Origin of the sequence: Mesorhizobium sp. M0060 (genome assembly GCF_040323155.1) — a bacterium.
In the GTDB taxonomy this organism is placed as follows: domain Bacteria; phylum Pseudomonadota; class Alphaproteobacteria; order Rhizobiales; family Rhizobiaceae; genus Mesorhizobium.
In genome coordinates this window covers 1-12,945 of record NZ_JAMYUP010000059.1, presented here as the reverse complement: position 1 = coordinate 12,945, position 12,945 = coordinate 1, and the positions used below count along the sequence as shown (strand labels likewise).

The 12,945-nt window shown below is 60.2% G+C and carries 12 protein-coding genes and 1 pseudogene; 6 read left to right on the top strand and 7 right to left on the bottom strand.

The features are described from left to right. The first annotated feature begins 4 nt into the window (after window positions 1-4). Entirely contained in the window at window positions 5-1,258 is a 1,254-nt protein-coding gene (locus tag NKJ94_RS30975; protein WP_352530760.1) for a caspase family protein, read from the top strand. Window positions 1,259-1,332: 74 nt separating this feature from the next. Here NKJ94_RS30975 and NKJ94_RS30970 read toward each other — a convergent pair whose 3' ends face one another. Then, the gene (locus NKJ94_RS30970) at window positions 1,333-1,857 is read right to left on the bottom strand and encodes a DUF6931 family protein (RefSeq protein WP_352530758.1); all 525 of its coding nucleotides are present in this window, start codon (window positions 1,855-1,857) and stop codon (window positions 1,333-1,335) included. A 258-nt stretch (window positions 1,858-2,115) separates the two neighbouring features. Here NKJ94_RS30970 and NKJ94_RS30965 point away from each other — a divergent pair, with 258 nt between their 5' ends. Beyond that, window positions 2,116-2,652, top strand: a complete 537-nt coding sequence (locus NKJ94_RS30965) for an OmpA family protein (protein ID WP_352530756.1) — start codon at window positions 2,116-2,118, stop codon at window positions 2,650-2,652. A 155-nt stretch (window positions 2,653-2,807) separates the two neighbouring features. On the opposite strand, the gene NKJ94_RS30960 is transcribed toward NKJ94_RS30965, so the two are convergent. Beyond that, window positions 2,808-3,329 (bottom strand): peptidoglycan-binding domain-containing protein, encoded by a 522-nt coding sequence (locus tag NKJ94_RS30960; protein ID WP_352530754.1) that lies wholly within the window; start codon window positions 3,327-3,329, stop codon window positions 2,808-2,810. Between the two features lie 588 nt (window positions 3,330-3,917). On the opposite strand from NKJ94_RS30960, the gene NKJ94_RS30955 reads away from it, so the two are divergent. The 4 genes from NKJ94_RS30955 to NKJ94_RS30940 all read left to right on the top strand — a co-directional run bounded on the left by NKJ94_RS30955 (window position 3,918) and on the right by NKJ94_RS30940 (window position 6,216). Beyond that, complete coding sequence (locus NKJ94_RS30955; RefSeq protein ID WP_352530752.1) at window positions 3,918-4,145, top strand: CopG family transcriptional regulator; 228 nt, start codon at window positions 3,918-3,920, stop codon at window positions 4,143-4,145. Continuing rightward, on the top strand, window positions 4,142-4,579 hold the full coding sequence (locus NKJ94_RS30950; protein ID WP_352530750.1) for a TA system VapC family ribonuclease toxin: 438 nt from the start codon (window positions 4,142-4,144) through the stop codon (window positions 4,577-4,579). The genes NKJ94_RS30955 and NKJ94_RS30950 overlap by 4 nt, the downstream gene beginning before the upstream one ends. Window positions 4,580-5,109: 530 nt before the next feature. Beyond that, a complete protein-coding gene (locus NKJ94_RS30945; RefSeq protein ID WP_352530748.1) occupies window positions 5,110-5,412 on the top strand; it encodes a hypothetical protein in 303 nt (100 codons plus the stop codon). Window positions 5,413-5,691: 279 nt separating this feature from the next. Next, the gene (locus NKJ94_RS30940) at window positions 5,692-6,216 is read left to right on the top strand and encodes a helix-turn-helix transcriptional regulator (RefSeq protein WP_352530746.1); all 525 of its coding nucleotides are present in this window, start codon (window positions 5,692-5,694) and stop codon (window positions 6,214-6,216) included. A gap of 663 nt (window positions 6,217-6,879) precedes the next feature. Here the strand turns inward: NKJ94_RS30940 and NKJ94_RS30935 are convergent. The 5 genes and pseudogenes from NKJ94_RS30935 to NKJ94_RS30915 all read right to left on the bottom strand — a co-directional run. After that, window positions 6,880-7,506 carry an AAA family ATPase gene (locus tag NKJ94_RS30935; RefSeq protein ID WP_352530744.1) on the bottom strand — a complete coding sequence of 209 codons (627 nt, stop codon included), beginning with the start codon at window positions 7,504-7,506 and terminating at the stop codon, window positions 6,880-6,882. Then, window positions 7,472-8,173: an AAA family ATPase gene (locus NKJ94_RS30930; RefSeq protein WP_352530742.1), complete on the bottom strand. Its 702-nt coding sequence runs from the start codon at window positions 8,171-8,173 to the stop codon at window positions 7,472-7,474. Before NKJ94_RS30930 ends, NKJ94_RS30935 begins: the two co-directional genes overlap by 35 nt. 221 nt (window positions 8,174-8,394) lie before the next feature. Beyond that, a complete protein-coding gene (locus tag NKJ94_RS30925) occupies window positions 8,395-10,728 on the bottom strand; it encodes a M23 family metallopeptidase (protein WP_352530740.1) in 2,334 nt (777 codons plus the stop codon). Beyond that, complete coding sequence (locus tag NKJ94_RS30920; RefSeq protein ID WP_352530738.1) at window positions 10,725-11,135, bottom strand: DUF1036 domain-containing protein; 411 nt, start codon at window positions 11,133-11,135, stop codon at window positions 10,725-10,727. Before NKJ94_RS30920 ends, NKJ94_RS30925 begins: the two co-directional genes overlap by 4 nt. A 108-nt stretch (window positions 11,136-11,243) precedes the next feature. After that, window positions 11,244-12,945, bottom strand: a pseudogene (locus NKJ94_RS30915) (serine/threonine-protein kinase); the annotation flags it as partial.

The following is a 12,945-nucleotide window of genomic DNA, read 5'->3' as shown; positions in this document are numbered from 1 at the left end:
CCTTTTGTTCCGGCGGGGCTCCGATCTGATTGCTTGGTTTGGTGGTGTCCTGCGCGCGATCGGGCTGGTGATGCTTTCGCTGTTCTTGACCTTGACGGCGGCCAATGCCGAACGCCGTGTTGCTCTGGTCCTTGGCAACTCCCAGTATCAGCATGCGCCGGCGCTGACCAACCCGGTACACGACGCCCAGGCTGTTGCCGAACGTCTCAAGAGCCTGGATTTTGAAGTCGTCTCCGGGTTCGATCTGACCAAAATGCAGACCCAGACGACGATCGCGCAGTTCGCAAAGCAGGTGCGCGGCGCCGACATTGCCCTTTTCTTTTACGCGGGCCACGGCTTGCAGGTTTCAGGCAGCAACTATCTGCTTCCGGTCGATGCAGCACTGGAAGACGAGACCTCGCTCGACTTCGAAGCGGTGCCGGTGGATTTCGTTTTGCGGCAAATGTCGCGCGAGACCAGCATAAGGCTGATTTTCCTCGACGCCTGTCGCGACAATCCCTTGGCCGAGGTGTTGGCAAAGACCGCAGGCGTCAAGGGAGCGAGAAGTGGCCTTGCCGAAATTCCGATCGAGAATGGCGGCGCTGGCACGCTGGTCGCCTTTTCCACCAGTCCCAATCAGGTCGCCTATGACGGATCGAGCGAACACTCACCGTTCACGTCGGCGCTGCTTGCCCATATCGGGGCCTCGAACGTCTCCATCACCGACGCGATGAACAGGGTTACCGCCGACGTGTTCAAAGCAACGGCCGGCAAACAGCGCCCGTGGATCAATGTCTCGCTAACCACCGAGGTCGTGTTGCACAAAGTGGATCTGAACGCGCCACTGATCGTCGGTGAGGCGAGCGCTCCGCAACAACCGCAAGGCGGCTCGGACGGGCGCAACGCCGCCGCAAATCCGTCTGGCGCTGACGATGCCCAGCTTGCGCTCAATGTGCTGCGTCAGAAAATCCCGAGACTGGCTTCGGACGAGCCGATCTTTTTCGACCAACCTGTCGATTTCGGAGATCCAGCAATCGACGGCAAGAGTATCGCTGAGCTGATCACAGGCAAACCACTCTTCACTCCCGTGGAAGGGCTCGACAAGGCGGTGTGGGAGGGCAAGCACTGCAACGGCTGCCATGAGTGGAATGAGGATCGGCTATGCGAACAGGCGAAAAATTTCGCCGCCAACGATGTCTCCGTTCTACGCCTGCAACATCCGCTTGGGACACGCTTCAAGGTGGCGCTGGCCAAATGGGCGCAAGGCGGCTGCAAGTGAGATCTGGGCCCTTCGGTTCGAAAACCCAAGGTCAAACAAGACGATGGAGCTGCGTCTATTGGAATGGTTCGGGTCTAATACGCATCCGCCGATTGGCGCTGCGCCTCGATCTCGGCCAACTGGAGGCCCATTTCGACAAAGGCGGAGAGGACGGCAAAGCGGTCGGCCAGTGCGACGCGCGCCAGCCCTGCTAGAACACCGGCATTGACTGCATGGGCGGTAGGATGTGGCTGCAAGGCCGTTGGCGCGGTTGCGCCGACGACAGATCCGGCAACGCCAAAACCATTGTCACGCCATTCCGCAGCCAAGGCAATCCAGGCGCCCGGCGTTGTCGGCGGGGTTGCCGCAGCCTTGTTCACTGCGGCGCGATGGCGGGGACTGTCCGGTTCGCTGACCCAGTCGCGAACAAGCGCGAGCAGCTCTTGATCTGTCTTATCGAGCAGCTCGCCCAGATGCCCCAGGCATTCATGGGCCCACCAGACCGCAGCCCGATCAGGAAGCAGGTAGGCACAAAACGTGATCGCCTCTTCGGGAATAGGCCCGGCGAGGAGATCGCGGCAAAACTCGATCGAACGCTGCTCGGTTGGAAGGGCTCTCATGTCTCTGGCGACAGCGGGACAAGCCATGAAAAGATCCCGTGCCGTTTTGAATCGGAGCCCATTGGCCATGACGCCACGCCTTCATCGAGAACCAGTCGGTACTCAAGCCCCCGGCGTGGCGGCGGTCAAGTCTCAACTCGTGGGGACGGGAGATCGGCCGACACAGCCACGGGCCTCGGCGTTTATTGACAGACAAATGCGTGGGAATTTGGTATATTCACCCTTGGTAATATCGGATGCTCAACAGGAGTAACCGCTATGCGGTGGGCCAGTTCACCCTTGGTGTTGGCGGTCGTGGCTTTCTCGACCCATGTTTCCGCCGACCCTGTCCAGAAATCAGAAGACATCGTCAAGTTTTTTGCTGGCGCGGCCGACCTCGGCAAGTCGCGTGGGATTTGCGTCGGCACCGAGGAGCAGTGCAAGAGCAAGACCAAGGCAAAAGACGGGCCGGCCGACAAATCCAGTCTCGACATGCTGATCAATTTCGGGCTGGATTCGGCCGAACTCGACGCGACCGCACGCGCTGAACTCGAGGAGTTTGCCAAGGCCCTGAAGGACAGCCGGATCAGTACTTTCCACTTCGTCGTCGAAGGCTACACGGACGCTTCCGGTCCGGAGCACTACAATGAGCGGCTGTCGCAGCGACGAGCGCAATCGGTGACGTCCTTCCTCACATCCAGTGGCATCGAGGCTGACCGCATCAACGCGATCGGGTTGGGCGAAGCGCATCCGCGTAGCCCCAATCCATACGACGCCGTCAACCGCCGCGTGGAAATGCGTATAAAGGCCGAGTAGCGTACGCTGGTGCATGCCGCCTGAAACTGTGCAGCAGTGCGTCAGGAACTGAGTGGTAAGCCGCGGCAGGCCAGGCGAATGGGCTTGGAACAACCCCGGTCAGTTCTTGAGCACGCCGCCCACCACCCCACCGGAGCCGAAGAGCAACGCCTTGGTCAGGAAGTCGTTATCCTGGGGCGGCGCAGGATCGTCCCGCCGCACCACGGTCTGGCGGAAGCGGCGTTTCTGAATGACCTGCTATTGTTTGCGGGTTTCTGCGCCACCGGTCGCTGGGTGCGGACGTTCTGCGCAACCTGCTTTTTCGGCTGCGTTGCACGGGGTTGATCGGCAGCATATCCGGCAGGCACGGCTTCCATCATCGGATCTGTCTGAACCTCGAGGAATGCCAATTGCTCGCGCGTCAGATAGGTGGTCGGCGCAAGACCATTCTTGGCTTGCCAGATGCCGATCGCCCGGCGGGTCTGCGGACCTATGTTTCCGTCAATGCGGCCAAGTTCGTTGCCCAACGCCTCGATGCGCAGGTGCAGGTCGATGCGGCTCTGGCGGTCAAGACCGATCGCACTTTCTGTCAATTCGGTGCCCGCTGTTTTCTTCACCTCGTCCGAAACGCGCTTCGACGCCTCATCCCAAAGGCGTTGCTCGACTTCCCAGGATGGAGGATCGCTGGCAGCGGCCACAGGAGAGGGCGCCGCTGCGGGGTTCGACGCGTCGGCCGCTGGCTTTGCGGCAGGCGCCGCTGCCTCAGCGGATTTTCTAAGGAAGACCTCACGGTCCAGCGACGCATTATGCCATGGCCTCTGCCGACCTTGCGTGGTTTCGGTCACTTCGCCGCGCACGCGTGTCAGCGCGCTCTGGATTTCAACGCGGGCTCGGTCAGGTGCCTTGCGAGCGCCGTTGAGTAAGGAGTGTCAAGGCCGTTGCCGTCGAAAGTTATGGCGCCCGGATCCGTCGCGTAGGCAATCAGCAGGCCACCTGTGCCCACACCGTCCGATTTTGCTTCCACCGGCGCCAGGCCGGGCGTTGCGCACGCTACGTGCACATGGGATCTCCGGCAGCACGAAGGGCGAAAGAAACGCGCTGGTGCCGGGCTATGTTATGTCGCCGGTCGAACGCCAACGGATGGGGCGCCCGGTCGGAAGGCCCGCTTGTCGGCGGCGGCATCGAGCCTCTATTTCGTGCGCTACCTTTCGTGCGCTACTGCTTGAGTATCCGTCGTCGCTACTCTATATGATGCGTGATGATTGATGCGCACCAAGGAGGGCGATATGAGAACGACACTGGCGATCGATGACGACGTCCTGGTCGCGGCCAAGGCCATGGCCCGGCAGCAGGACCGCAGCGTGGGCGAGATCATCACCGATCTCGCCCGGCGCTCGCTGCGCCGCCCGCAAGCCGGCGGCGAGCGCAACGGGATACCTCTGCTGTCGCCTCGGCCGGATGCACCTCTTGTCACACTTGAGACGGTCAATGCCTTGCGTGACGAGTTGCTGTGACCTTCCTGCTCGACGTCAATGTGCTGATCGCGCTGATCGATCCTGGCCATGTCGCCCATGACGACGCCCATGGCTGGTTCGAAGTGACCGGTCACGCCGCATGGGCTACCTGTCCCATTACCGAAAACGGCGTCCTGCGGATCGTCGGAAACCAAAAATATCCTAATTCTCCCGGCTCGCCTGCCGTCGTTGCGCAAATCGTCACCAAGTTGCGAGCCCTGCATGGGCACAGCTTCTGGTCCGACGATGTGAGCCTGGTTGGCTCCGGCGACATCGATGCGGCGAAAATCCTGACCTCGGCACAGGTCACCGATACCTATCTTCTTGCGCTCGCCAAGGCGCATGGCGGCCAACTTGCGAGCTTTGACCGCAAGTTTTCGGGGGCGGCCGTGAAGGCCGGGAAGACTACACTGCACCTGATCCCCACAAGGTAGACTGCGGGCTCTTTCTGTCAGAGGTATATACCGGCAAAGGATCAGCTGTTGAGGGCGTCCTTGATGCCTTAGCCGGCGTGAAGGACAGCTTCTTCCGGAATGGGATGCCCCCACCCTAAAACTTTCTTATACAGAATTAGCATCGCTGTTGGGCCGAGCTGGTGCGCGTATCGGCCTCACTAGCGATTGCAGTACTCCCTTGCGCGCTTGCGCGCACGCGGGGGAATTCCTGTATAAGCGATAACAGTCGACTTGGCGACCGGTCCTTACTGTCGTCGCTCCAGATCGGCGACCACCCCTATGCCACCTTTTCTTTCTCGCCATCTCGCTCGTTATTAATCTTGCCCTTTCGTGGGAGGGCTGTGTGGTGTCGGAAACAGGTGAGCAGGAATACTATCGGCAGCTTGGCGGCATGAAGAAATCTTAAGAAATGCATTCCGAGATACGTTTCTGGATGTGAAGCTAACGACAATCTTCAATTTGGTTCGTATAGAATCGTGTTGTGAACGCGTAATTGAGGAGCCCCCGAAATGAACGCAAAGCTCAAAAGCGAAGCCCGTCGCAAGATAATTCTTGATGGATACCTTAATAACGAACCGTTGAAAGATATTTCGACCAAGATCGGATGCTCACTGGCGAGTTTAAGAGTCAGCGCCAGTAAACTCGGTTGCACTCGAACCCCGACGGAGGCGGCGGAATTTCGGCGTGGCTTTCATATCCCGGAACACAAACAGGAAGATTACAACCAGTTGATGATCTATGGACGGTATAAATCTCGCGATTACGCGCAAATTTTGGGACTCTTAACAGTGCAATCATCAGGTTTCGAGTAAGGTTATTACAATACAATCTGGACGATATTATCACTTAAAGACTTTCTGTAAATCCCGAATAACTTGCTTCAGGCTGGTGAAACTTTGGGTAGGGGGTAGAAAATGACTCTGATGGATAGACACAGTGATTCTGTTTCGGGTAACCGATACATTGCGATAACGACCAAGTATAACCATGAGGCGCATACGACGCGGCCCTCTTATGCTTTTCCTCCAGATCGTGCATCGGGCACAGGGGTCGGGGAGCCAAGAGCACGCAGCCTGGAATCCGTAACCGGCATGCTTGATCGCATCGGCTGCGGCTATCTCGTGCTGAACCGCGAGAGGAAAGTGGTCGAATGGAACGCAGCCGCTCAAACCACGCTGGAGCGCCAGGGAGAAGTGGCCGATACGGCCAGCGGGCTTTCGGTGGCCTTGAGGCGGCTGATCGCGAATGTTCCGGCCCATTTCCTGCCGGGCTCACTATCGTGGGTGGTGATCCGCAGCAGCGGCGACAGGCCGGTGATATTGAACGAGAACGGGTTTATCGCTCCTGACGGAACGAGCATTGTGGCGTTACTGGACCGCGAGAACAGGTCGGGGCCAAATCCTCAGACACTGCAAAAGATGTTTGGCTTGACGAGCGCGGAAACGCACCTGGCGTTGCGCTTGGCTCAGGGCGATGCGCCGCTGGAGATCGCCCGCAGTTGGCGCCTCAGCCGCACCACGATCCGCTCCCAGCTTGCCTCGCTGTTCGCCAAGACCGAAACGAAACGTCAGGCGGAACTGGTGGCTCTTCTTGGGCGCATTTCAGTCTTGCCATAACGGCCGTCGTTTGGATCCATCTCAGCAAACAGCCAATCCCGAAACGCTTTGACTTTCCGCTGGGCAATGGCGCGGGGCGGGCAGCAGGAGTATGAATCTCGAAAAAGAGAATCACTTGCAGGCACCAAAGCCGCAATGGCGTCTGCGGACAAGCAAACAGGCAGGTGGTTGATAGCTACTGCTGTGCTTGGGGTCGCCTAGTTCGTAGCCTATTCATATTCCCCTGGTTTGATGCGCCTCATCGGCATCGCGTTTGTAATTTACGCCTTCTACCGCACGCAAAATCCTTAGATATCACCGGCCTTGTGGTTGCCCTATTATGCCCCCGGCCGCTTGTTCTTGACGTAGTCCAAAGCCTCGATCCGTGCACGTCAGTCACAAGTACAATTAACTTCGGCCCGAAGGCGCAGGAGCCGTCGGTGCCGAAGACTTTTACACTCTTACCGTTGTCAGGATGAAGCGCGTCGATCGGATTGCTGAGCGGTATCATTTCAATTTCCATTCGTGTTCTCCTCGTTTCTTGTTTTGGTGTGTCGAAGTGCCCGCCGGATTCCACCGGCGGTAGGTGCTTCCACCGCCAGCGGGGTATAAGGGGTGGTGGTGGCTAGGTCGGTGGAAGGTGATGGTATGGCGGTAGTAGTCCGGTGGAAGGCCGCGGTGGAATCATGCCGCACCGTAATTTTCAGATGCCAAGATGAGCCGCTTTCTCTGTCGAGAAGGCGGGCCGTCCATAACAATCTTGATTTCACCCGATTCCAAAAGGCGCTGCGTCGCGTCGGGCAATTGGCGTTTTGATACCCCGCCGGCATCGGTGTGCTTGGCCATCTTCGCAGGCGCATGATTTGTGCCAGTGAGGTCGGAAACGGTCTGGCCAGTTCGATTGAACGTTGACAGCAGCTTCTTGAACGTCTCGTCAGCGCGTCTGCTTATAATACCGGCAACAGCGGACGGCTTGCCGTCATCCAACGCGAACACACCTTCTTGCCAGCGCATGCGTATCTCTCCGCCCTTCTTGCCGTAGTTGGCCTTCATCGTGGTAAGGGTACGAACATCTGGGTCTGCCCCGTCTCCGCTTGCCGTGGTGAGGTACAGCCGCGATCGGGCGCTATTATTCCAGGCGGTGCTACCGGACGAGCCAGTGCCGGTCTGCATACCCGCGACCGACGGGTGGGAGAGCAAAAGGACGGCCATGTCCAATTCGATGGCCGGCTTGCGGAGCATGCCGATGAACTGGCGGACGTGATGGCGCTTTATCTCATCGCCCCCAAAGAGGTCCGCTGACGTGTCCAACACTAAAAAGCCGGGGCGGAATTCGATAAGTCGCCAGCTTGACCATGTTTTCGGTCGGCTGCATTACGCTAGCCTTGTTCGGAACGGCAAGCAAAGCGTCGCGGCCGGCCATGGGGAGAGGGCGACAATCCGACATGTCTGACAGGCTGCGCTGATGTTCGTACGTTATGGCGGCTAGTCGGCGGTGGAATTCGTCACTTTCGTCCTCAGCGCCTAAGTACATCACTCGACCGGTCATCGGCCGAAGCCCAACCGTTTCGCACCCCATCGCGCTCGCCGCCGCAATCTGTAGTGCCAAGAGGGACTTTCCGACGCCACCATCGCCGTTAAGAATCGTTATCTGGCGACGCGGTATCAGCCCGTCCAGAAACCATTCCCGAGTCGGGACCGGCATGCCTTGCCAGTCTACAGGGTTGATGAAGGGAAGTGGATCGTTGTCGTTGGCAGCTAATGGTTCGCCGTCTTCTAGGCTGTATCGGATGGACTGCTGCACACCCTTCAACCAACGGGTTGAAAATTTCAGTTTGAGACGCCCGATCGTGCTTACAAAATTGTAAACACAAGCAGCGCCGTCGGGATCGACTACGTGAGTGCCACCGCGGTCGGACTGCCACTCTCGAGCGCTTTCCAGGTCGAACTCTGCCGCCTCAGGCTGCGGTGCGGTCATGCGGCGTCGGCTCCATGAGCGCGGCGATAGCGGCGCTGGCGATTTCGGCAACAAGTGGGCGTGAGAAAGTGACGACGCGGCCGCCGAGGGCGTTCGGCGCAAACAGGCTGTGGCCCCCGTCTGGCCGCCGAGAGAGTTTCAGATTGAATACCCTCACATCATCGCGGAAACCCAGTCGTGTACCGAAAGCGGGTTACGATTTGCCGGGGCCATGCACAGGCTCAAAGCGCATTCTGAACAGAGCTCAGCATCGCCGTGATCGCCTGTTTGTACTTCGCGAACTCGGGCGATGTCTGCCGGACCTCCGTGGTGGTCGTCGTCTGCTGGCCCGCCGTGGTTGTGGCTGGGCTTAGCTTGCGACCCATCTTTCTTTCGGCCCAGTCCACGACATAGCTGGCGGACTTGCCGGTCAGAAAGGGATTGGCCTGAATGACGGCTGACCCGAGCACGGCGCTCAATTGCGCCGAACCCGATGCCGACAGCACCTGATGCGCGCCCTCCATGCCGAGAAAATGGCAGAGATAGAGCCGGCCGGCTGTGATCTGGTGGCCGCGCGCCCGAAGATAGGCTTCGCCTTCTCGCGCCAGATTGCGAACCATCTCGCGCGAGATCGTGGCGTCGTATCGCAGGGCGAGCAGGTCGGCGGTCGAGAGTGTGCGTGCAATTTCGGGGCGGTAAGTGTTCATCATCCGGATCCAGGTCTTTGTGATGAATTGGCCGGCGCCTGTCGCTGAAGAATTTGGGTTCTTGGCACGGGCGCTGCCGCCACTTTCGACATGGACGATGCGGTCGGTGAGTGTTTCCACGGCGGAAAGATCCGAAGCGACTGCGGTAACCGTGCCCAGTGGGTCGATCGCCGCGCCATTCTGGTAGAGTTCGAAATGCAAATGCGGTCCGGTCGAAAGGCCGGTGGTGCCGATATAGCCGATGATGTCGCCAGCCTTCACCTTGGTGCCGACGCCGCCCTCGATTGCGAATTTCTGCATATGAGCGTAGCGCGTCTCGCGCCCGTTTCCGTGCGAAATCTTGACCAGATTGCCGTAGCCGCCTCCATCGCCCTGGAAGGTAATTTCGCCATCAAAGGCCGCGGCGATCGGCGTGCCTACGGGCGCCGCCCAGTCGACGCCCTTGTGAATGCGAACGGTCCCGAGAATTGGATGTTTGCGAGGCCCGAAGGTGGACGTCAAGACCCCGTTGACTGGCGTGACCATGCCGTTGGTGACCGTCAGCGAACGAACCTGGTCGTCGCCTGTGACGCATGCAAACTGACCATCGCCCTGCTGAAAGACGAAACAGTCGAGGCTTTTCGTCGTCCCCTGGACACCCACATACAGCACCCGCCCGGCGCCTTCGTCCTTGCCGCGCGGCGTCTGCGAATAGATCAGCACAAGACGCTGGTCCTCGCTTGCGAAAGCGTCCAGATCCTGTCCTCTCGACAGATACATGATCGCTTCGCCGATCACGCCGGTCGGAACGCTGTTGCGTGCCGCTGTCGAGTAGATCGCGTCGAGCAGACGATATTGCCTTTTGTGTGCGCCTTCCTCCGGCGCACCCGAGTAGTTGAACAGATCTTCGCGTACCCAAGGATCAACCCCCGAGACGAACACGCCTGCGGCATTGCGCGTCAGCGTGCCGACGAAAACGTTCTTGGCGTAGATCGACACCTGCATGAGGGATATCGTTGTCGTCTCGCGGGTCGGCCGGTATCCACGCAGGGCGACGACATAACCCGGTTCCAGGCCGTCCCGGCTAAAGAGCGCCTTCAGGGCCTCGCCTGCCAGCCTGGCGTCGTCGGCGGAGAAATGCGCATCGAGCGCAACGCTGTCCAAACTGCGATTGTTGAGGATCTTCACGAAAGTGTCTTCGGTGGCCTCGAACCGCTGATATTCATTCATGACAGTTGCGACGCTGGTGTTGTTTTCGATCTGGGTCTTCTGGAATGCGGGAAGGGCTGCATCGCCTGCATCGATTGTTTCACCCCAGCCAGCTTCGGGATCGTCCGTGCCTGCCTGTTGATCCGAAGCCGGCGCGAGCTCACCCGCGGCAGGAGATGGCTCAAGGTCGTTCTGCAGATCGCTGGAGGGCGCGGGGGCGGCCTTTCGTTGCGCCTGGAAGAATGCAAAATCCTCCTGGGTCGACGGTATCGTCGTCATGAATTTTTCGCTGGCGCTAAGCATGACGTCGGACAGAATCTCGATCTGTGGCGAAACCCCTGCCGGGTCGAGTTCTGCCGGACGCGGAATCACGCGGCCTTTCGTTGCTGCGCCGGTATCGGGTGCGAGCGTGATCCACATAGGGTCCCCCGCTAGACCGATAATGGCAGGCACATAGACAGATGCATCGGCCGGCACATCATCCGCTCCTTCCACCGCGTGCAACTCCTCGTCTTCGTCGCCAAACGACCAATAGTCCGCGGTGAGGTAGAAGCCGACGGCGATCGAACACAGGAAAATCAAGGCGAAGCCGGCGATAAGCCGGCGCCAAACTGTGCGCCGGCGAAGGGCGGCGCGCGCCTGCCTTTTCGCCTTGAAGCTGGTGTCGATCGCGTGCGTCACGGACTGCTTCCGGTCAGGAAAAACGTCCACCGCACCTGTTCAAGCGTATCGACTTCAACAAATCGCGCCGCGATATGGCCGCGCTGCCAGCACTCCTCGATGCCGCGTATCGAGAAACGTCGCCGCTCGATGCACATTTCGGTCGACCCGGTCAGGATCGCGTGGCCAAAAACGTCCGTGGCATAGATGTAGATGTAGCGGTTCGTCAGTTCCTCGCGAATGACGTTCACGCACTGATTTGCGCCGATGGTCCACCAGCCATCGGTCTGGTCGGCATTGTCGATTGTCTGGCCGACGGCGAGGTTGACGACGTCGAGCGTCTGATTGCAGACCGTGAATTCGGCGCGCGCTTCGTTGCATGAGAGCACGGCCAGGAGTGCCGCGGCCGAAACCACCGCAAGCCTCATGCCGCCTCTCAAGGCAAGCAAGGCGCGAGCCCGATCACGCTGCTTTACGGGCAGGCCGGCAGACGAGCGGGGCAAACGCGAGCGGCAGAGTTCCATTGCACGCCCATGCTACCCGCCGAGCCGGAAATATTTGGCACTGGCCGAGAACTGTGATCCGTTGGTCTCGATTTCTTCGAGAATTTTGGGCAACAGCTGCGAGGCAGGCACCGGCGTGGAGAACGCAGCCGCCTGAATATCCTGGGGGCCGGTGATCACCATGATGATCTGCGGCACGGCCTTGCCTGCAGCCCTGTCGGCCGCGCCGAGGCCGATCGGGATGCTGAAGGTAGCCTTGTCTGACTGTACGACCATGCGGTCGTCGAGGTTGAACATCATGCCTTTGTGGTCGATCAGCAGCACGCTGGAAATGAGCCCGCCATGCGTCACCAGCGTGCCGCTGATCGGCGTACCGTTCGGCACCGATGTTCGATCGAGAACCAGCTGCGGCTTGTCGACCGCAGTCTGGCCCAGAAAGCGCAGGAAGTTGGTGACTTCGCACTGGGTTGGCTCGATGAGGCGCACGCTTATGTCCGGCTCAACGTGGAACTTTGCCTGGAAATCAGTCAGCATCTGTTCGAATGGCTGAACCGCCGTTCCAAATCCTTCGATGGCCGCCGTCTTGTCGGTTATCGACGTGACGGCCGCATAGAAACAGTCGCCGCCGCTGAAGTCGCGAACCCACGAGACCCGTTGCGCCATGTCGTCGATGACCGGAGGAACTTCCGGCTTGGGCACGTTCAAGGCGACCGTGGCCTGGCCTGGCTGTTTGGCAGCCGGCTGGTCGGCCTGCTGCCCCTTTGCGCCCGTCGCATCTGCTTGGCCTGCAGCCGGTTCGGAAACGGGCGTAGCCGATTTCGCCTCCGCCGGGTGGCTGGCCTGTCGTTCAGGCTTTTGGCTCACCGCAACGTCGGGCTGGCGGGGTGGCGGCGTTAAAGCTTTTTCGGCTGGTGGAGCGATTGGAGCGATCTTGCCAAGCGGCGGAGGCGTCTTCGGGCTGTCGCCGGCCGCGATGTCGGGCTGAACTGCCGGCGACATTTTTTCGGCCGGCGGTTGTGCGGCGCTTGCTGGCGATTTCGGTGTTTCCCTGGCTTGCAGGGGGATCTTGGCGGGCTCTGCCGGCTGCAGCTTTTGGCTCTCCGCGACGTCGGGCTGGGGCGCTGCCGGCGTTGACGTTTTTTCGGCTGGTGTTGGGGTTGGAACGAGTTTGTCAGGCGGCGGAAGCGTCTTCGGGCTGGCGTTGGCAGCGGTATCGGGCTGAATTGCCGGCGGTACGTTTTCGGCCGGCGGCAGCGCTGCGCTAGCTGATGGCTTCGGGGCTTCCCCGGTTTGTGGGAGCATCTTGGGCGACTCTTTCGGCTGCGGCCGTTGAGGCGCAGCCGCCTCTGCCTGATTTTCAGTTGGCGATGCGGTGGTCTGCGTTTGCGGCTGCGCGGGTGGAACTACCTCTGGCGGCCTAGGGGCGTTCGCAACATTATCCGTCGCGACCGGCTTTGATGCCTCTGGTGCGGGCTCTGATGGTTCTGGGGCGGACAGCGATGTCGTGCCGGCGGTCGGCGTGGTAGGCGTCATAAAACCGCTGACATAGAGGCCGGCAACGGCGGCGAGAGCCAACGTCGCGAAGGCAGAAATCGCGATGGTTCGGGTCTTTGTGGATTTTCCGAGCCCGGCCCCCCCGGCCCCCCCGGGGCGGGGGGGGACCGGGGGAGGGCCGCGGTGGGGCCCCCGCGCGGGGCGGGCGAGGGGGGCGGGCGCGCGGCCCCCGCCGCCCGGG